A 17606-nucleotide genomic window follows, 5' to 3' on the forward strand; every position below is an offset into this window, starting at 1 on the left:
AAAAGCCAGGGTTCGCGCCCGCCTCGCGCCGTCCGCGCGGCTGCGCCAGGGGCCTTGTCTATCGCGCCCGGCCTCACTTTTCCACAGCGAAAGCGGGATTGAAAGAGCGCGGGCGGTGGCGATCCGGCGCGCGCGAGGCTAAGCTCGCCCCCGGGAGGCGGTCTGTCGAGGAAGAAGAGGCCCCATCATGTCCAATCCGATCCGTCAGGCGCTCGCCGCCGGCCTGCTGCTGCTGGCCGGCGGGCTCGCCGCCTGTTCTCCGGTCACGGTCGCCCAGCGCGCGCTGGAGGACCGCTCGGTCGCCGACATCCGCGAGGACAACCGCATCGTCGTCGCCGTCAACAAGCTGATGGCGAAGTACGAGACCGTCTCCGTGTCGACCGAGATCTACGAGCAGCATCTGCTGATCTACGGGATCCTGGAGACCGAGAGCGCCTACGAAGGCTTCCGCAACGACGTCGGCAAGATCGAGGGGATCGAGCGCCTCTACTGGCATGTGGAGCAGATGAGCGAGGCGGAGCGGGAGGCCCGCGAGGACGAGATGCTCGGCTTCGCGCAAGGTTTGAAAGTCAAGGCGCTGATCGAGAAGGACTGGCTGCAGGCGGAAGGGGTCGAAAGCTTGAATTTCCGCGTCGCCGTCGACCCGTTCGCCGCCGCCTACATCCTCGGCCGCGCGAAAAGCCAGATGGAAATGGAGCGCGCGATCGCCGTCGTCCGCAATACCGAAGGCGTGCGCCGGGTCCGCAACTACGCCGCGGTGCGCTGAGCGGCGGACGGGCGGGCGACCTTCGCCGCCCGCCCGCCGCCCGAAACGCTTCGGTTAGTCGCCGATGCGCTCGGGGATGTCGACCAGCTTGCCGCGCGGGATGGCGCGATCCTTGTCGTACATCGGCAGTTCGCACAGTTCGCCCGGATGGACCTGGCCGTCCTTACAGTCGACGTCGACGCGCGTGCCGGGCCCGTGCTCGGGATCGTCCATGCGCACGAAGGCCACGCCGCACTGGAGATAGGGCGACCAGGCGCTGGAGCAGACCAGCCCCACCTCCTCATTGTCGATCTTGATGGCGCGGCCGTTCCAGGGGAAGGCGCCCTCGCCCTCGACTTTCATGCCCCACAGCCTGCAGCGACGATCGGCCTTCATCAGGGCCTCGCGGCCCACGAACTCGCCTTTCTCGAAATCGACCATCGCGCCGAGGCCGACGTCGAAGGGAGTCGTCGTCTCGTCGAAGTCGGAGCCGGCGTTGAGCAGGCCGGACTCGATCCGGCGCGCGCCGAAGATGGAGATCGGGCGCAGGCCGAACGCCTCGCCCACCTCGGCGATGCGGTCGCCGACGGCTTCCGCGTCGATGTCGGGGGTCATGTAGTATTCCCAGCCCAGCTCGTTGGTGAAGCCGGTGCGGGTGATCAGCAGCTCCTGGCCTGCGATCGAGACGGTCGCGCTGTCGAAGTAACGGAAGGGCTCCGGATAGGGGCCGTCGATCGCGGCCTCCAGGATCTTCAGCGAATTCGGCCCCTGCACCTGGCTGATCCAGAGATTGGGGTCGATCACCTCGACGTCCAGGCCGCGGCCGTGGGCCTTCAGCCAGGAATAGAGGTCGCCCTCGGCCTGGCCGTACCAGAAGCGATCCTCGGCCAAGCGCACCAGCACGCCGTCGGTGATCATCCCGCCCTCGTCATAGCAGGCGAACTGGTAGGAGCAGCGCCCGACCTTCACCTTCGAGACGTCGCGGGTGAAGACGAAGTTCAGCAGGCGCACCGCGTCGGGACCGCGGATCTCCAGCGCGTATTCGCCGGTGTGGCGGGTCACCGCCTCGCGGCGGATGGCCCAGTACATGTCCTCGGCCGGGACGCTCGGGAAGCGAAGCGCGACGAGACGGTTGTTGTAGAGCCCGAATTCCGGGTCGAACGGCAGTTCCTGATAGACCAGCGGATGGGGCATCATGGTGCGCATCAACTCGGCGCGGTTCGGCCCGCCGAGCGGCAGGGCCTTGACGGCGAAACGGACCTCTTCACGACGCGGCATAACCTTTCCTCCTCGGCGGTTTTTCGGTGGTTTTGTTTCGCCGAGAGGTAAGAGAGCGTTCGCTTTTCGACTGTCGCACAAACGACGCGCAACGGGCCTGTGCAATCCTACAGGCGACACGCGGTTTCAAGGCCGCCGCGTACGCCCGCGCGCCCCGCCGCACGCGACGTCACGCCGCATTCTCCGGCCGGCCGGCCAACGCCCGGGCGTACAGCACCAAAGGATCGCCGTCGGCGTCGCGCTTGAAGTCGCAGCCGAGATAGCCGTGGGCCAGCAGGTCCTGCTGCCGCGCCTCGTCCATCGCCGGGACGGCGACGGGCGCGACGTTGGGGTCGAAGGTGACGGGGCGGCCGACATCCTTGTGCAGCAGCACGCGCAGCTTGGCCCCGCGCGGGGTGGGGTGCATGTAGGCGATCTGGCGCACCGCCATGCCGGCGCGCGTCATGTTGCGGCAGGACGGCGTGTTGCGCGGGCTGGCGTTGGCCAGGAAATGCCGGCACCCGCGGGCCAGCGCGTGATCCATGCGCACGCGGATCATCACCCGCTGCAGGCCCCGCCCGCGTAGGTAGGGCGGCGCGTAAACCCCGTCGATGTGGGCGACGGCCGAGCGCTCCTCGGCCGGGACGGCGCCGGACCCTTCGGGCAGCAGATCGGCGAAGCTCTCAAGTCGTCCGCCCGGCAGGCCGAGGAAGCAATAGCCCTCCAGCCGGCCGTCGACGAACAGGCCGAAGACCGCCCCCTCCCCGTCCATGAAAAGCTGGATCTCCTCCGGCGGATGCGGGTGGAAGAGATCCCAATCGGCGTCGCCGATCAGGCGCGCCGCTTCCTGCTGAACGGCGTCGAGCGCCTCAAGAGAGTCCGGGCCGAGAGCGCGTACGTCGTAGGCGACCTCCCGCCCCTCGACGCGCAATCGGCCGGCGGCGCGCAGCGTGGGATCACCCGCGGGGACGGTCGCGTCTGCAGGCGGCGTCTGCGCGGCCGGCGGGGCGTTCTCGCGGCTCACCACGCCGGCTCCTCGGCGCCGACGATCTCCGCGAAGCGCAGGAGCGGCAGCGGCGGATAGGACGCGACCGCGCGGGCCGTGTCGATGTTCACGACATAGGAAAAGCGCGACAGCGTCTCGATCGGGATCGTGCCGGGATCGCGACCTTCGACCAGGATTTGCTTGGCCTTAAAGGCGGTGAAGCGACCCAGCGCGACATAAGAGCTGACCAGGCCCGCCATCACCCCGTGCTCCCGGATAACGCGTTCGGTCGCCGCAAAGCTCGGGAGCCGCAGACGCTTCGCCTCCTCGGCGTAGAGCGCGCCCCAAGCCCCGATATAGCTGTCCGGCCCGATATAGAGCGCATCGACGCCCTCGGCTGCGATTTCCTGCAGTCGGGCGGTCAGCGCCTCGCCGCCGATCGCCTTGCCGTCTTCGTCCAGCGGCGCGGCCCGCTCCACCAGTTCAAGGCCGAGCCTCGGGGCCGCCTCGCGCAGCCGCTCCATCGTCCAGAGCATGTTGCTTTCGGCGGGATTGTAGAGGACCCCCAGCCGCGCGACCGGGAGATAGGCTTGGATCGCGCGCAGTTGGGCTTCGACGTCGGCGACGTGGCTCGTGCCGGTGACGTGGCGGCCGGAGCCGGCGAGGCTCTCGGTCAGCTTCGCGCCCTGCGGGGTCGTCACCATCGTGAACACATGCGGCGTCTCCGTTATGTGCGCCTGCGGGTCGGCCGCGTCATAGCGCCCTGAGAGCGCGAGCGCCGGGCCGGTCCCCCAACTGTAGACGAGGTCCGGCGGGTCGGCCTTGATCTCCGCGATGAGCGCCGGAAAGCGGCTTCGGTCGCGCTCGACGTCGCGGTGGCGGATGTCGACCGACAGGCCGGCGTCACGAAAGCCGGCGACGAAGCCGTCCTCCACCGCCGTCCAGCCGCGCCACGTCACCACCGTGATGACGAAGGGATCCTCAGGCGAGCCGTCGCCGGCGGCGGCTTGCCCCGGACCCGTCAGGATGAGAGCGCCTAACAGCGCCGCCAGAACCGGTCTTCCCCGTCGCATCGCCCGCCTCGCCGCCGTGACGCCCTGTTGTATCACGGACGCGCGGGCTTGTATGCGCGCCTCAGCCGATCCGCGCCATCAACCGTTCGGCCGTCGCGACGTCGTCGGGGCTGTTGGCGTTGAAGAAAGGGTCCACCGGCTCGGCGGCGAATTCGACCTGGATGAGCTTGTGCCGGCCGGTCCAGCGATCGACCTTCCTGATCTCATCGTCGACCATCGCGCGGCGCAGATCGTCGGCGAGGCGCACCGGCCAGAGGCCGACGACCGGATGCGCGCGGCCGTCCGAGGCCGCGCAGGCGAGGTCGGCGCCTGCGCGCTCCACCGCCTGGGACAGGCGGCTGACCAGATTCTTCGGCAGAAACGGCGCATCGCCCGGAAACGTGGCCAGCCACTGCGCCTGCGGATGCACGCGGCGCGCCCATTCGAGACCCGACAGCACGCCCGCCAGCGGCCCCGGATTGCCGTCCATCGTGTCGGCGATGACGTCCATGCCGTAATAGGCGAAGCGTCCAGGGTCGCCGTTGGCGTTAAGGGCGAGCGCGTCCACCTGCGGGCGCACCCGATCCAGGATATGCTCCAGGATCGGTTTGCCGGCGAGCGCGGTCATCGGTTTGTCGCCGCCGCCCATGCGCCGCGCCAACCCGCCGGCCAGCACCACGCCGACTACGCCGCCCTCCGCAGCGCCTTCAGCGGCCTCGCGGACCCGCGAGTCCGCGCTACTCGCCGTCGTCTCCTCCGTCATATATCTTGTCCCTCCCAGGTTCGTCAGCGCGCCAGCCGACCACGCGGTTCCTGCCGCCGCGTTTCGCCTCGTAGAGCGCCTCGTCCGCGCGCTCAATCACCGTCTTCAGGCCCACGCCGGGCGCCGCCGCCGCCACGCCGAAAGAGGCCGTGACGTGCAGCTCCTCGCCGTTCTCAAGGCCGACCGGCCGCTCCTCCAAGGCTTCGCGCAGACGCTCCAACACGCTGCGCGCGACGCCGGGCGAGGCGTTGGGAAGCGAGACCAGGAATTCCTCCCCGCCGTAGCGGTAGATGGAGTCGCTCGGCCGAAGCCGCGACAGGAATCGGCCGGCGACGGCCCGCAGCACCTCGTCGCCGACCGCATGGCCGTGCACGTCGTTTACCTGCTTGAAGCGGTCGATGTCCGCAAGGGCGATCGCCAGCCCTCGGCCGGTCGCGCTCCCGCCGCCCGCCGCGCGGGCGTACTCCGCCTCCAGCTCCGCCGCCATCGCCGCGCGGGTCGAGAGGCCGGTAAGCGGGTCGAGTTCGGAAACCGCCTTGCGGAAGGCGTCGCGCAGGCGGCGCGCGCGGCTTCGGAATTCATCCTCGCGGCGCACCAACTCGTCATATTCGCCGACCGGCACAGGTTTGGCGTCGGTCGCGCGCTCGGCCAGCACGCGCGACAGGCTGTGCACCTCCAGATAACAACGCCAAAGATCGCCCAAGGCCGGTTGCTGCAGCAGCGGATCGTCCGCGTGGATCGTGTACCAGCGCCCGAACTCGGTCGCGAGATGCTGGTCTTCCTGCAGCAGATCCGGGTCGGGCGGGATGCGGCAGACCAACGCGCGCCGCCAGCGGCTCATCCAGCGCTCGTGCTCCTCCAACGCGTCGTCGAGCGCGGCGAGCACGTCGCCGGCCTTCAGAACGGCCGCGCCCTCTTCCTGGGAGGGGGCGCGGCGTTCAGCCGTCATCGCCTTCGCGCGCGGCCTTGCGCCGGGCGGCCTTGGGCTCGTCCGCCGCCTGGGCGGGATCGGCGTCGTACTCGATGCGCTCCGCCCCTGAGAGGGCGAGAAAGCGCTTGCCGCGCGCTCGGCCGATCAACGTCAGCCCGGTCTCTCGCGCCAATTCCACCCCCCAGGCGGTGAAGCCGGAGCGCGAGATCAGGATCGGGATGCGCATCTGCACCGTCTTGATCACCATCTCGGAGGTGAGGCGTCCGGTGGTGTAGAAGACCTTGTCCTCCGGGGAGACGCCGTTGAGGAACATGTAGCCGGCGATCTTATCGACCGCGTTATGCCGGCCGACATCCTCCATATAGACCAACGGCTTATCGCGCTGGCACAGCACGCAGCCGTGAATCGCGCCGGCGGTCAGATAAAGACTGTCGGTCGTATTGATCTTGTGGGTCAGCGCGTAGAGGTCGGAGGTCTTGAGGCGCGCGGCCGCGTCGAGGCGGATGTCCTCGATCTTCTCCATCAGATCGCCGAAGACCGTCCCCTGGGCGCAGCCGGAGGTGCGGGTCTTCTTCTTCAGCTTCTCTTCGTAATCGGTCTCGCGAGCCGTGCGCACGACGACGAGATCGAGATCCTCGTCGACGTCGATTCCCGTGATCTCGTCGTCCGCGCGCAGCATGTTTTGATTGAGCAGGAAGCCGACGGCCAGATATTCCGGAAAGTCGCCGATCGTCATGTTGGTGACGATCTCTTGCCCGTTGAGAAACAGCGTCAACGGTCGTTCGACCACGACCCGCGTCTCGACGCGGGCGCCGTCCTGGTCCACCCCCTCCACCGCCTGGGTCAGGCGGGGGTCCTGCGGGTCGGGGCCGAGCACGTAGTCGGGCGTCCTCTCGGAGGCGGCGTCAGTCGGCTTCGCGGCGGTTTCGGTGCTCATGTCGCCTACTATGGAAGGCCTGGGGCGGCGCGACAAGCCAAGCGCCTCCGGGGTGTTGGACTCGCGATGTGATCCTTATATAGTCGGCATCAAATGGTCACACCACTTCGCCGCCTGGGATCGTCGGCGCGGGGTGGAGAAGGACAGCCTGCGGGGTAGGAGATACACAGTCATGGACGGCGGCGTCGCTCACACCGATCAGCAGCAGGACCGCGCGGGCCCTGAGGGGCAGGACGCGCCGATCATCGATCCCTTCGGACGCTCGATCACCTATCTGCGCGTTTCGGTCACGGATCGCTGCGATTTCCGATGCGTCTACTGCATGTCCGAGGACATGACGTTCCTGCCCAAGCAGGACGTTCTGTCGCTTGAAGAGTTGGATCGCGCCTGCTCCGCCTTCGTGCGGATGGGCGTCAAGAAGCTGCGGCTGACCGGCGGCGAGCCGCTGGTGCGCCGAAACATCATGTGGCTGATCGAACGGCTGGGCCGGCACCTGGAAACGGGCGCCTTGGAGGAGCTGACGCTCACCACCAACGGCAGCCAGCTCTCCCGCTACGCCGACCAGCTTTACGCCGCGGGCGTGCGCCGGGTGAACGTCTCGCTGGATACGCTCAATCCCGACAAGTTCCTGGCGATCACCCGCTGGGGCAAATACGACAAGGTGATGGAGGGGCTGGAGGCCGCCAAGCAGGCCGGCCTGCAGGTCAAGATCAACTGCGTCGCGCTTAAGGGCGTCAACGACGACGAGATTCACCGCCTGGTCGAATGGTGCGGCGAGGAGGGCTTCGACCTCACCTTCATCGAGGTCATGCCGATAGGCGACATCGGCAATGAGGAGCGCCTGGATCAGTACTGGCCGCTCACCATGGTGCGGGCCGAGCTCGCCAAGCGCTGGACGCTGAGCGACAGCGACTACGTCACCGGCGGGCCGGCGCGCTACGTCCATGTCGCGGAGACCGGCCGCAAGATCGGCTTCATCACGCCGCTGACCCATAATTTCTGCGAGAGCTGCAATCGGGTCCGCTTCACCTGCACCGGCACGCTCTACATGTGTCTGGGCCAGGACGATGCGGCCGACCTGAAAACCCCGCTGCGCGCCAGCGGGGACGACGCCGACCTCGAAGAGGCGATCCGCGAGGCGATCAGCCGCAAGCCCAAGGGCCACGACTTCGTCATCGACCGCCGCCGCGGCGCCAAGTCCGTCGCCCGGCATATGAGCGTGACGGGGGGCTAGAGGCCCGCGGCCGGAGAGGGCCGAATCAAGGCCCGCTGACGCGTGTCCTTGCTGTCTTGGCGTCATAACACACCGTCATCCCCGGGCTTGACCCGGGGATCTCAACCGCCCCTCTCCTACATAAGCCGATCGAAAAGATCCTCCCATTCCGGATTTTCTCTTTCGATCAGCGCGACCTTCCAAGCTCGCGACCAGTGCTTCCGGGTCTTCTCGCGCTGAATGGCGTTGCGGACCTCTTCAAACGGCTCGACGTGAACAAGATGTTTCAGGTTGTACTTCTTAGTGAAGCTGTCGACCTCGCCCGCCCGGTGTTGCCAGGCGCGCTGGGGCAGGTTCGTTGTGACGCCGACGTAGAGGAGTCCGTTCGGTTTGTTCGTCACAATGTAGAGACACGCCGGCATGCGTGCAGTCTGCCGATCGGCAGGGTGCAGAGCGCGTTGTATGAGATCCCCGGGTCATGCCTGGGGATGACGGTCCCGCTCCCTTAGGAAGGCCCCCTCACAGATCCCGGCGCAGCAGCACCACCGACTTGGCGCCCCCTTCGGTCTCCTGCTCGCCGACGGGCCGGAAGCCGAGGCCTTCGTGGAAGGCCATGGAGCCGGGGTTGGGCGGGCGGCTGTTGACCTCGCAGCCGACGAAGGCGTAGCGGCCGGCCATGTCGGCGAACAGATCCTCGTAGAGCCGCCGGCCGACCCCGAGGCGGCGCGCGCGCTCATGAACCATGATCCGGTCCATATAGACGAAATCCGCGTAATGGCGGCTGAACCAGGCGTAGTTCAGGCTGCCGTAGTCCGCGTCCGGCCCGAAGGCGACCATGACGCCGGCCGGCAGATCGTCGACCCAGGCGCCTTTAGCGTAGGCGGCCGCGTCAATCAGCCGGGCGAGCTCCGCTTTCGGCAGCGAATTCACCTCCGGCACGCAGGCCTCGTTGAGATCGAAATACCAGTCGACGTCATCGACCGGGTCGAGCGGCTTCAGGATGATCTCGGCCATGACGCCCGCCCCCGTCAGCCGCGGCCCGCCTCGCGCCGGGCCATGAAGGCCAGACGCTCGAACAGATGCACGTCCTGTTCATTCTTGAGGAGCGCGCCGTGCAGCGGCGGAATCGCCTTGGTCGGATCGCTTTCGCGCAGCACCGAAGGATCGACGTCCTCCGCCATCAGGAGCTTGATCCAGTCGAGCAGCTCGGAGGTCGACGGCCGCTTCTTCAGCCCCTTCACCTCGCGCAGCTCAAAGAAAAGGCCGAGCGCTTCCTTGAGCAGCCGCTTCTTCAGCTCGGGGAAATGCACCTCGACGATCTGCGCCATCGTCTCGGCGTCGGGGAAGCGGATGTAGTGGAAAAAGCAGCGCCGCAGAAAGGCGTCCGGGAGCTCCTTCTCATTGTTCGACGTGATGATGACGATCGGCCGGTTCTCGGCGCGCACCACCTCGCCGGTCTCGTAGACATGGAACTCCATCCGATCGAGCTCCAGCAGCAGATCGTTCGGGAACTCGATGTCCGCTTTGTCGATCTCGTCGATCAGCAGAACCGGCGCGGGCGTCGTGGTGAAGGCCTCCCACAGCTTGCCGCGCACGATGTAGTTGGCGATGTCGTGCACCCGCTCGTCGCCCAGCTGGCTGTCGCGCAGGCGGCTGACGGCGTCGTACTCGTAAAGGCCCTGCTGCGCCTTGGTGGTGGATTTGACGTGCCACTGGATCAGCGGCCGGTCGAGGGCGCGCGCGATCTCCGCCGCCAACTGCGTCTTGCCGGTGCCGGGCTCGCCCTTCACCAGCAGCGGGCGCTCCAACGTCACCGCCGCATTGACCGCGGCGGAAAGATCCTCGGAGGCGACGTAGGAGTCGGTGCCGGTGAAACGCATGGGGCCGTCCTTCCGCTCGGGGCTAAACCTTGAGATCGCGCGGAAGGTACGGCGACAGCGCCGGGGCGGCAAGCGCCCGGGCGCGCTTTCCGAGCGCGGCCGGGTCTTGAAGGACGAGGGCGAAGAGGGACTTATTCCGCCGCCTTCGACGCCTCGGCCCGACGGGTCGGTTCGCGCATGGTGACGAACTCCTCCGCGCTGGTCGGGTGGATGCCGACGGTGCTGTCGAAGTCCGCCTTCGTCGCGCCGGCCCGGAAGGCGACGGCGAAGCCTTGCGCGATCTCGCCCGCCTCGGGGCCGACCATGTGCAGGCCGACGACGCGGTCGGACTTGGGCTCGACCAGCAGCTTCATCAGCGCCTTTTCCTGATTGCCGCTCAGCGTGTTCTTCATCGGCCGGAAGCTCGCCTGATAGACGTCGACGGCGCCGTATTCGGCGACCGCCTCGGCCTCGCTCAACCCGACGCTGCCGATCGGCGGATGGCTGAAGACGGCGCTCGGGATGTCGCGATAGTCCATCTTGCGGCTCTGCCCGGCGAAGGTGTTGAAGGCGAAGACCATTCCCTCGCCGATCGCGACCGGGGTCAGCTGCACCCGGTCGATCACGTCGCCGATGGCGTAGACGCTCGACGCGGTGGTCCGATAATCGTCGTCGACCTTGATCGCGCCCTTGGCGTCGGTCTCGACGCCCGCCGCCTCGAGGCCCAGCCCGTCCGTGTTGGGCGAGCGGCCGATGGCGTAGAGGATAAGGTCGGTCTCAAGCGTCTCGCCGCCCGAGAGATGGGCGACCAGCGTGCCGTCCTCACGTTTCTCCGTCTTCTCGATGATCGTGTTGAAGCGCAGATCCACGCCCTTCTTGCGCATCTCTTCAGCCAGGTGCGCGCGCACGTCGTCGTCGAAGCCGCGCAGGAACATATCGCCGCGATAAAGCTGCGTCGTCTCGACGCCGAGGCCGTGCAGGATGCCCGCGAACTCGACCGCGATGTAGCCCCCGCCGGCGACGATCGCGCGCTTCGGCAGCTCGTCCAAATAGAACATGTCGTCGGAGACGACGCCGTACTCCGCCCCCGGTTCGGACGGGCGGTTCGGCCGCCCGCCGACGGCGATCAGGATCCGTTCGGCCGTCACCGTCTCGCCGCCCACGTCGAGCGTGTGGGCGTCGACCAACGTGGCGCGCGCATTGTAGAGCGTGACGCCGGCGTTCGAGAGCAGCTTTTCATAGATGCCGTTGAGGCGCTCGATCTCGGCCGTCTTGTTGTCGCGCAGAGTCGGCCAGTCGAAGCGGGGCGCGCCCACCGTCCAGCCGTAGCCGGCGGCGTCCTTCACCTCGTCCGGGACATGGGCGGCGTAGGTGAAGAGCTTTTTCGGCACGCAGCCCACATTGACGCAGGTCCCGCCGAGAAAACGCTCCTCGGCGATGGCGACGCGCGCGCCGTTGGCGGACGACATCCGCGCCGCCCGCACGCCGCCGGAGCCGGCGCCGATGACGAAGAGGTCGTAGTCGTAGGAATGGCTCGCGGTGTCGCTCATCGTTCCATGCTCCTTGACCGGGGTGATCGGGCGGTGATCCTAACGGGCGCAAGCCGTGCCGGAAACGCCCTGCGGCCCGATTTTTGCTGACGCTACCGGCTGTCTGCCGCTTAGATGGGCCTATATGCCGGAACGGCAAGCCCCGGCGATGGGCTAATGATTTGTGACGGATTCGCATGGCTGACGGCCCAAAAACCGCTGATCGAGACGATGTGGAAGAGGCGACCTATGATACGCTGCGCGTTTGCGTGAATTTCCGCGCGGGCGACATGCTGCCCTCATGCGGCGCGCGGGGCTCGAAGGAGTTGGCCGCGGCCCTCGACGCCGCACAACCGGACGCGGCGCCGAACCTCAAGATCCAGAAGGTGCATTGTCTGGGGCGCTGCCATCTGGGCCCGGCGCTGCGTCTCTCGCCGCGCGGACCGCACCTAGTCGGCGTCGCTCCGTCGGACGCGCAATGGGTCCTGGACCGGATCGCGGTCGGCGACGTCGCGGCCCTCGTCGCCGCCTATCCCGATCCGCTGGCGGAGGAGCGGGGATGACCCGCGCCGCTGCGCTCGCTGCGCTGACGCTGGCGCTGGTCCTCGCCGTCGGGCCGGCGGCGGCGCAGACCGCCCCTTTGCGAAACGACCAAGGGAAACAGATCCCGCGCCTGTCCGCGCCGGAGCCGCACGAGATCCCCGATTTCGATCGGTTGGGCACGCGCGTGCTGGCCGGCGTCGACGCCGCCCGCCTTCGCGAGAGCCTGTCGCGGCCGCTGTCGGCCGCCTGCTCCATCGATCGCTTCAACCAAGCGCGCCGCGGGCGCTACTTCCTTGACCTGCGCATGCCCGACGGCGAGGTGAAGCGCTTCGGCTTCGCCGGCTCCAACGGCCTCAACCTGCGCGACCCGAAAGGCCTCGCGGCCCAGAACCAGGGCTATCTCTTCGAGCTCGACGGCACCAGCGAGTGCAAGGTCTACGTGACGCCGGTGACGTGGTGAGGGCGGGCGGCGGTCCGGCCGACGCTCCCGGTCGGCCGTCGTCAAGTCAGTCTGTCGTTTGGGAAGCCCCGCGAAAGCGGGCGCCTGTTTTTCCGCTTCGGGAAGCATGTCATCCCGGGCGGCCGTTAGGCCGATCCGGGATCTCGCGAGAGGCGCTTCGACATCGAGATTCCGGCTCTCCGCTGCGCGTCGGCCGGGATGACGGCCTGTCGCCGTGATGAAAGCGGCGCGCAGCGCCCCTCACGTCACCGCCGCGCGCTTCTGGAATCGCGGCTCTTTCCAGCGGCCGGTCTCAAGGATGTCGGCCAAACGGTCGACCGCCTCGACGACGTCGGCGTAGCCCAGATAGAGCGGCGCGAAGCCGAAGCGCAGGATGTCGGGGCTGCGGAAGTCGCCGATGACGCCGGCGGCGATCAGCGCCTGCATGATCGGGTAGCCGTCGGCGTGGCGGAAGGCGACCTGAGAGCCGCGCTCGGCCGCCACGCGCGGGCTGGCGAGCGTGAGCCCGTGGCCGGCGCAGAGCGTCTCCGCCGCCTCGACGAAAAGGTCGGTCAGCGCCTCGCTCTTGGCGCGGACGGCGGCGAGGTCGGCCTCCTCCGCGATCTCCAGGCCCGCCTCCATCGCGCGGAGCGAAAGGATCGGCTGGGTGCCGCACAGCATGCGGCGGATTCCGGGATCGCCGTCATAGTCCGGCGCGAAGGCGAAGGGCGCGGCGTGCCCCCACCAGCCGGACAAGGGCTGGCGCATGCGGCCGTGATGCTTGGTCGCCGCCGCGACGAAGGCCGGCGCCCCCGGCCCGCCGTTCAGGTATTTGTAGCTGCACCCCACCGCGAAGTCGGCGCCGGACCCGGCGAAGTCCACCGGCATGACGCCCGCGCTGTGGCACAGGTCCCAGACGACCAGCGCGCCGACGGCGTGCGCCGCCGCGGTCACGGCCGCCACGTCGCGCCGCGCCCCGCTGCGGTAATCCACCTGATTCACCAGCAGCACGGCGACGCGGTCGTCCAGCAGGTATTCAAGCGTCGGTCCCCCGGCCTCCGCCCGGCGGATCTCCAGATCCGGCCGCAGGCTCCTGATCCCCTCCAGGATGTAGAGGTCGGTCGGAAAGCCGTCGCCTTCCGCCACGATGACGGGCCGGTCGGGATTGAGCGCCAGCGCCGCCTGCACGGCCTTGAAGATGTTGATCGAGGTGCTGTCGCAGACGACGGTCTCGCCTTCGGCCGCGCCGATCAGCCGGCCGATCCGGGCGCCCAGCCGGTCGGTCAGCGTGAACCAGTCGGCCTCGTTCCAGCTGCGGATCAGGCCTTGGGCCCATTCCGCCTCGGCCGCGGTGCGCAGCGCGTCCAGCGCCGCCTTCGGGGCGGGTCCCAGCGAATTGCCGTCGAGATAGATCTCTCCCGCGGGCAGGATGAAGCGGTCGCGAAAGCCGGCCAGCGGATCGGCGGCGTCGAGCGCGCGCACGGCCTCGAGATCACGCACGGCCCGCCCCTTCCCCTATTCGACCGTCACGCTCTTCGCCAGGTTCCGAGGCTGGTCGACGTCGGTCCCCTTGGTGACGGCGGTGTGATAGGCGAGCAGTTGAATCGGGATGGCGTAGAGGATCGGCGCGACGAAGGGGTCGACCTTCGGCAGCTCGATCTCGGCGAACGGCTTCGCCATCTTGCGCATGCGGGTCAAGCCCTCCTCGTCGGACAGGAAAATGACCTTGCCGCCGCGGCTCACCATTTCCTGCACGTTTGAGGCGGTCTTGTCGAAAAGCGGGCCGGAGGGAGCGATCATCACCACCGGCACATCCTCTTCGATCAGCGCGATGGGGCCGTGCTTCATCTCGCCGGCGGCGTAGCCTTCGGCGTGGATGTAGGAGATCTCCTTCAGCTTAAGCGCCCCCTCCAGCGCGATCGGGAACCCGGTCCCGCGCCCCATGTAGAAGACGTCGCGCGCCTCCGCCAGGCCGCGGGCGATCTGGGCGATGTGGGCGTCATGGTTCAAGACCTCGGCGGCGCGGCCCGGCACTTCCGCGAGCGCGGCGGCGAGCGCGGCCTCGCGCGGACGATCGAGCGTCCCGCGGGCCTTGGCGAACGCCATCGCCAGCGCGGCCAAAACGGTCAGCTGCGTCGTGAAGGCCTTGGTGGAGGCGACGCCGATCTCGGGTCCGGCCTGGGTCAGCAGCACCGCGTCGGATTCCCGCGCGATGGTGCTTTCCGGCACGTTGACGACGGAGAGGATCGTCTGACCCTGGGACTTCGCGTAGCGCAGCGCCTCCAGCGTATCCATCGTCTCGCCCGACTGGCTGATGAAGAGCGCCAGCCCCCCGTCAGGCAGCGGCGTCTCGCGGTAGCGCAGCTCGGAGCCGATATCGACCTCGGTCGGCAGGCGCGCCAGCCCCTCCAGCCAGTACTTCGCCACCATGCCGGCGTAGGAGGCCGTGCCGCAGGCGCAGATCGTCACCTTCGGCGGCTTGGCCGCGTCGAACGGCAGTTCGGGCAGCGTGATCGTCCCCTCGGCGGGGTTGAGATAGCTGTGCAGAGTGTCGCCGATCACCGCCGGCTGCTCATGGATCTCCTTCTCCATGAAGTGGCGGTATTCGCCCTTGCCGATCATGGCGCCGCTGACCGCGGTCTCGCGCACCGGGCGCTCGACTTTTTCGGTCCGGCCGTCAGCGTCGGTCTGGAAGATCTCCGCGCCGTCCGGGGTGACGACGGCCCAGTCGCCCTCCTCCAGATAGCAGATGCGTTTCGTCAGCGGCGCCAGCGCCAAGGCGTCGGAGCCGAAGTACATCTCCCCCTCGCCGTAGCCGACGGCGAGCGGGCTGCCCCGGCGCGCCCCGATCATCAGGTCGTGCCGGCCGGCGAAGATCATGACGAAGCCGAAGGCGCCTTCCAGCAGCGGCAGCGTGCACTCCACCGCCTCCTGCGGGCTCATGCCCTGCTCCAGATAGGCGGTGACCAGATGGGCCACGACCTCGGTGTCGGTCTCGGAGGTGAAGCTCGCCGGATCGCCGACGCGCTCGCGCAGGCTCTGGTAATTCTCGATGATGCCGTTGTGGACGATCGCCACCCGGTCGGTCGCGTGCGGGTGGGCGTTGGTCTCGTTCGGCACGCCGTGCGTCGCCCAACGGGTGTGGCCGAGCCCGACCGCACCCGGCAGCGGGTCGCGCTCCAGCACGCGCGCCAGGTTCTCAAGCTTTCCCTCGGCCCGGCGCCGATCGATCCGGCCGTTCGTCAGCGTCGCGATCCCGGCCGAATCGTAGCCGCGATATTCAAGCCGCTTCAGCCCGTCCAGCAGCCGCGGAGCCGCCTCTTCCCGCCCCAGGATTCCGATGATGCCGCACATACCGTCACTCGCCTTTCTTGCGCGCCGCTTTTTCGGCCGACTTGCGTTCCGCCAAGCGCTTTCCGCCGCCCGCCACGGTCGTCTGCGCGCCGCGCGCGACGGTCAGCGCGTCGGCCGGCACGTCCTGCGTGACGGTCGAGCCGGCGCCGACCACCGCGCCCGCGCCGATTTCAACCGGCGCCACAAGCGCCGTATTGGAGCCGATGAAGGCCTTCGGTCCGATGATCGTGCGATGCTTCAGATAGCCGTCGTAGTTGCAGGTGATCGTCCCGGCGCCGATGTTCGCCCCCTCGCCCACCGCGGCGTCGCCTAGATAGGTCAGGTGATTGGCCTTGGCCCCGGGGGCGAGCGTCGCATTCTTAACCTCGACGAAATTGCCGATCCGCGCGCCCTCGCCGATATCCGCGCCAGGGCGCAGGCGGGCGTAGGGGCCGACCTCCGCGCCGGCTTTCACGACGCAGCCCTCAAGATGACTGAAGGGCTTGATCGACGCCCCCGCTTCGACCCGCACGCCGGGACCGAAGACGACGTTCTGCCCCACCGTCACGTCCCGATCGAGGATCGTGTCCCAGCTGAACCAGACGCTTGCGGGATCGCTCAGAACGGCGCCCTCTTCGGCCATCGCATGCAGCCGGCGCGCGCGTTGCCAACGCGCCTCGGCGTCGGCGAGATCGACCTTGCTGTCGACCCCGAGAAGTTCGTCCTCCGAGGCGCGAATCGCGGCGCAGGAGAGCCCCTCGGCGCGCGCCAGCCCGACCACGTCGGTCAGATAATACTCGCCCTTGGCGTTTTGGTTGTCGATGCGCTCGATCAACGCCCAGGCCCGCGCCGCGTCCAACGCCATGACGCCGGAATTGCACAGACGGACGGCGCGCTCCGCCTCGCTCGCGTCGCGATGCTCCACGATACGAATGAGGGCGCCCGTCTCGTCGGTGATCAGGCGGCCGTAGCCCGTGGGATCCTCCGCCTCGAAGCCCAAAACCACCACCGCGGCCCCGCCCTCGCGGGTCGCCGCCATGTCCGCCAACGTCTCCGGGCGGATGAAGGGGGTGTCGCCGAACAGGACGAACAACGTGCCGCGCCCGAAATCGCGCAGCGCCTCGCGCGCCGCCTTCACCGCGTCGGCCGTCCCAAGGCGTTCGCGCTGAACCGCGATCTCGGCGGGCGCCACCGCCGCGCCGACGCTCTCCGCCATCTCAGGGCCGACCACCACGACGCGACGCTCCGCCTCCAGGGGGGCGACGGCGTCGAGGACGTAAAGGATCATCGGCCGCCCCGCCAAAGGCTGGAGCACCTTCGGTCGGTCCGACTTCATGCGCGTGCCGAGCCCCGCGCCGAGAAGCACGGCGGCGACGGGTTCGCTCAACGCGGCGGGATCGAACTTGACCGGATCGGACATCCGTTGGGCGGGCTCCGCGAGAGGGCGAGGCGACGGGCCGACGGCTGGCGCTCACGCGGGCGTCGAGGCGGCCGTCAGCCTGTTGTGGAACGGCGCAGACCCTGCCACAGGCCGCCCTTCGCGCCAAGTCACAAGCTGTTTCGATCCATTGCGATTTGTTGCGATTTGTTGCGGTCTATGACGGTCGAGCCGTCCGGCGGCGCGAGGCGCTCAGTGGCCGCCGCGGGCGATCTTTTCCCGCCCTTCGGCGAGAAGCGAGTCGATCAGGCCGAGCGCCCGTTCGCGCCGCTCGCCGTCGAGCCGCTCCAGCCCGTCATTGATGGCGAGCTGCATGTCGAGTCCCCATTCGCCGCGCTGCATAGCAGCGCGAATCAGGCTGCCGGCCAAATCTTCGCCGACGATCGCGGCGAGCTTGTCCTCCAGCAAAGGAAGCGCGTCCTTATCCGACTGACCCATCGCCGCCCTCACCCCCGGATTCACCCCGTAACGGTACCCGAGTCCGCCGTGCGCGCAACGGAGAATAAATCGCGCGCCCCGCAACCGAAGGCTGCTTTTCGCCAGCGCGCACGCTGTGAAGAACGTTGCTAGCCGCGCTCAGGC

The 17606-nt window shown here is 68.4% G+C and carries 18 protein-coding genes; 4 read left to right on the plus strand and 14 right to left on the minus strand.

The window, feature by feature from the left end:
- Positions 1–187 precede the first annotated feature (187 nt).
- Positions 188–766 (plus strand): BON domain-containing protein, encoded by a 579-nt coding sequence (locus RIB45_RS08925; protein ID WP_350049911.1) that lies wholly within the window; start codon positions 188–190, stop codon positions 764–766.
- Between the two features lie 54 nt (positions 767–820).
- Here the strand turns inward: RIB45_RS08925 and RIB45_RS08930 are convergent, their stop codons facing one another.
- From RIB45_RS08930 to fdhD, 6 genes are all read right to left on the minus strand, one after another.
- A complete protein-coding gene (locus RIB45_RS08930) occupies positions 821–2023 on the minus strand; it encodes an aminomethyl transferase family protein (RefSeq protein WP_350049912.1) in 1203 nt (400 codons plus the stop codon).
- A gap of 169 nt (positions 2024–2192) precedes the next feature.
- Positions 2193–3026, minus strand: a complete 834-nt coding sequence (locus RIB45_RS08935; protein ID WP_350049913.1) for a GNAT family N-acetyltransferase — start codon at positions 3024–3026, stop codon at positions 2193–2195.
- Positions 3023–4060, minus strand: coding sequence for an ABC transporter substrate-binding protein (locus RIB45_RS08940; protein WP_350049914.1), 1038 nt, complete (start codon positions 4058–4060; stop codon positions 3023–3025). Before RIB45_RS08940 ends, RIB45_RS08935 begins: the two co-directional genes overlap by 4 nt.
- Positions 4061–4121: 61 nt before the next feature.
- Entirely contained in the window at positions 4122–4802 is a 681-nt protein-coding gene (mobA, locus tag RIB45_RS08945) for a molybdenum cofactor guanylyltransferase MobA (RefSeq protein ID WP_350049915.1), read from the minus strand.
- On the minus strand, positions 4777–5751 hold the full coding sequence (locus RIB45_RS08950) for a diguanylate cyclase (protein ID WP_350049916.1): 975 nt from the start codon (positions 5749–5751) through the stop codon (positions 4777–4779). The genes mobA and RIB45_RS08950 overlap by 26 nt, the downstream gene beginning before the upstream one ends.
- Positions 5741–6670, minus strand: a complete 930-nt coding sequence (gene fdhD, locus RIB45_RS08955) for a formate dehydrogenase accessory sulfurtransferase FdhD (protein ID WP_350049917.1) — start codon at positions 6668–6670, stop codon at positions 5741–5743. Before fdhD ends, RIB45_RS08950 begins: the two co-directional genes overlap by 11 nt.
- A gap of 241 nt (positions 6671–6911) precedes the next feature.
- Between fdhD and moaA the strand changes: the two genes are divergently transcribed.
- On the plus strand, positions 6912–7904 hold the full coding sequence (gene moaA, locus RIB45_RS08960) for a GTP 3',8-cyclase MoaA (protein ID WP_350050125.1): 993 nt from the start codon (positions 6912–6914) through the stop codon (positions 7902–7904).
- A gap of 116 nt (positions 7905–8020) precedes the next feature.
- On the opposite strand, the gene RIB45_RS08965 is transcribed toward moaA, so the two are convergent.
- From RIB45_RS08965 to gor, 4 genes are all read right to left on the minus strand, one after another.
- Positions 8021–8305 (minus strand): GIY-YIG nuclease family protein, encoded by a 285-nt coding sequence (locus RIB45_RS08965; protein ID WP_350049918.1) that lies wholly within the window; start codon positions 8303–8305, stop codon positions 8021–8023.
- Between the two features lie 97 nt (positions 8306–8402).
- Positions 8403–8897, minus strand: a complete 495-nt coding sequence (locus RIB45_RS08970; RefSeq protein ID WP_350049919.1) for a GNAT family N-acetyltransferase — start codon at positions 8895–8897, stop codon at positions 8403–8405.
- 14 nt (positions 8898–8911) lie between these two features.
- Positions 8912–9763, minus strand: a complete 852-nt coding sequence (locus tag RIB45_RS08975) for an AAA family ATPase (RefSeq protein ID WP_350049920.1) — start codon at positions 9761–9763, stop codon at positions 8912–8914.
- Positions 9764–9894: 131 nt separating this feature from the next.
- Positions 9895–11292, minus strand: coding sequence for a glutathione-disulfide reductase (gene gor / locus RIB45_RS08980; RefSeq protein ID WP_350049921.1), 1398 nt, complete (start codon positions 11290–11292; stop codon positions 9895–9897).
- 176 nt (positions 11293–11468) lie between these two features.
- On the opposite strand from gor, the gene RIB45_RS08985 reads away from it, so the two are divergent.
- Both RIB45_RS08985 and RIB45_RS08990 read left to right on the plus strand, forming a co-directional pair.
- The gene (locus RIB45_RS08985) at positions 11469–11834 is read left to right on the plus strand and encodes a (2Fe-2S) ferredoxin domain-containing protein (protein ID WP_350049922.1); all 366 of its coding nucleotides are present in this window, start codon (positions 11469–11471) and stop codon (positions 11832–11834) included.
- Positions 11831–12274: a DUF8265 family protein gene (locus tag RIB45_RS08990; protein ID WP_350049923.1), complete on the plus strand. Its 444-nt coding sequence runs from the start codon at positions 11831–11833 to the stop codon at positions 12272–12274. Before RIB45_RS08985 ends, RIB45_RS08990 begins: the two co-directional genes overlap by 4 nt.
- Before the next feature lie 240 nt (positions 12275–12514).
- On the opposite strand, the gene kynU is transcribed toward RIB45_RS08990, so the two are convergent.
- The 4 genes from kynU to RIB45_RS09010 form a co-directional block, all read right to left on the minus strand.
- Positions 12515–13753: a kynureninase gene (gene kynU, locus RIB45_RS08995; protein WP_350049924.1), complete on the minus strand. Its 1239-nt coding sequence runs from the start codon at positions 13751–13753 to the stop codon at positions 12515–12517.
- Between the two features lie 15 nt (positions 13754–13768).
- Entirely contained in the window at positions 13769–15607 is a 1839-nt protein-coding gene (glmS, locus tag RIB45_RS09000; protein ID WP_350049925.1) for a glutamine--fructose-6-phosphate transaminase (isomerizing), read from the minus strand.
- 4 nt (positions 15608–15611) lie between these two features.
- Positions 15612–17006: a bifunctional UDP-N-acetylglucosamine diphosphorylase/glucosamine-1-phosphate N-acetyltransferase GlmU gene (gene glmU / locus RIB45_RS09005; protein WP_350049926.1), complete on the minus strand. Its 1395-nt coding sequence runs from the start codon at positions 17004–17006 to the stop codon at positions 15612–15614.
- A 210-nt stretch (positions 17007–17216) separates the two neighbouring features.
- A complete protein-coding gene (locus tag RIB45_RS09010) occupies positions 17217–17462 on the minus strand; it encodes a hypothetical protein (RefSeq protein WP_350049927.1) in 246 nt (81 codons plus the stop codon).
- Between the last annotated feature and the right edge of the window lie 144 nt (positions 17463–17606).

Source organism: Marivibrio sp. (assembly GCF_040218065.1).
Taxonomy (GTDB): domain Bacteria; phylum Pseudomonadota; class Alphaproteobacteria; order UBA8366; family Aestuariispiraceae; genus Marivibrio.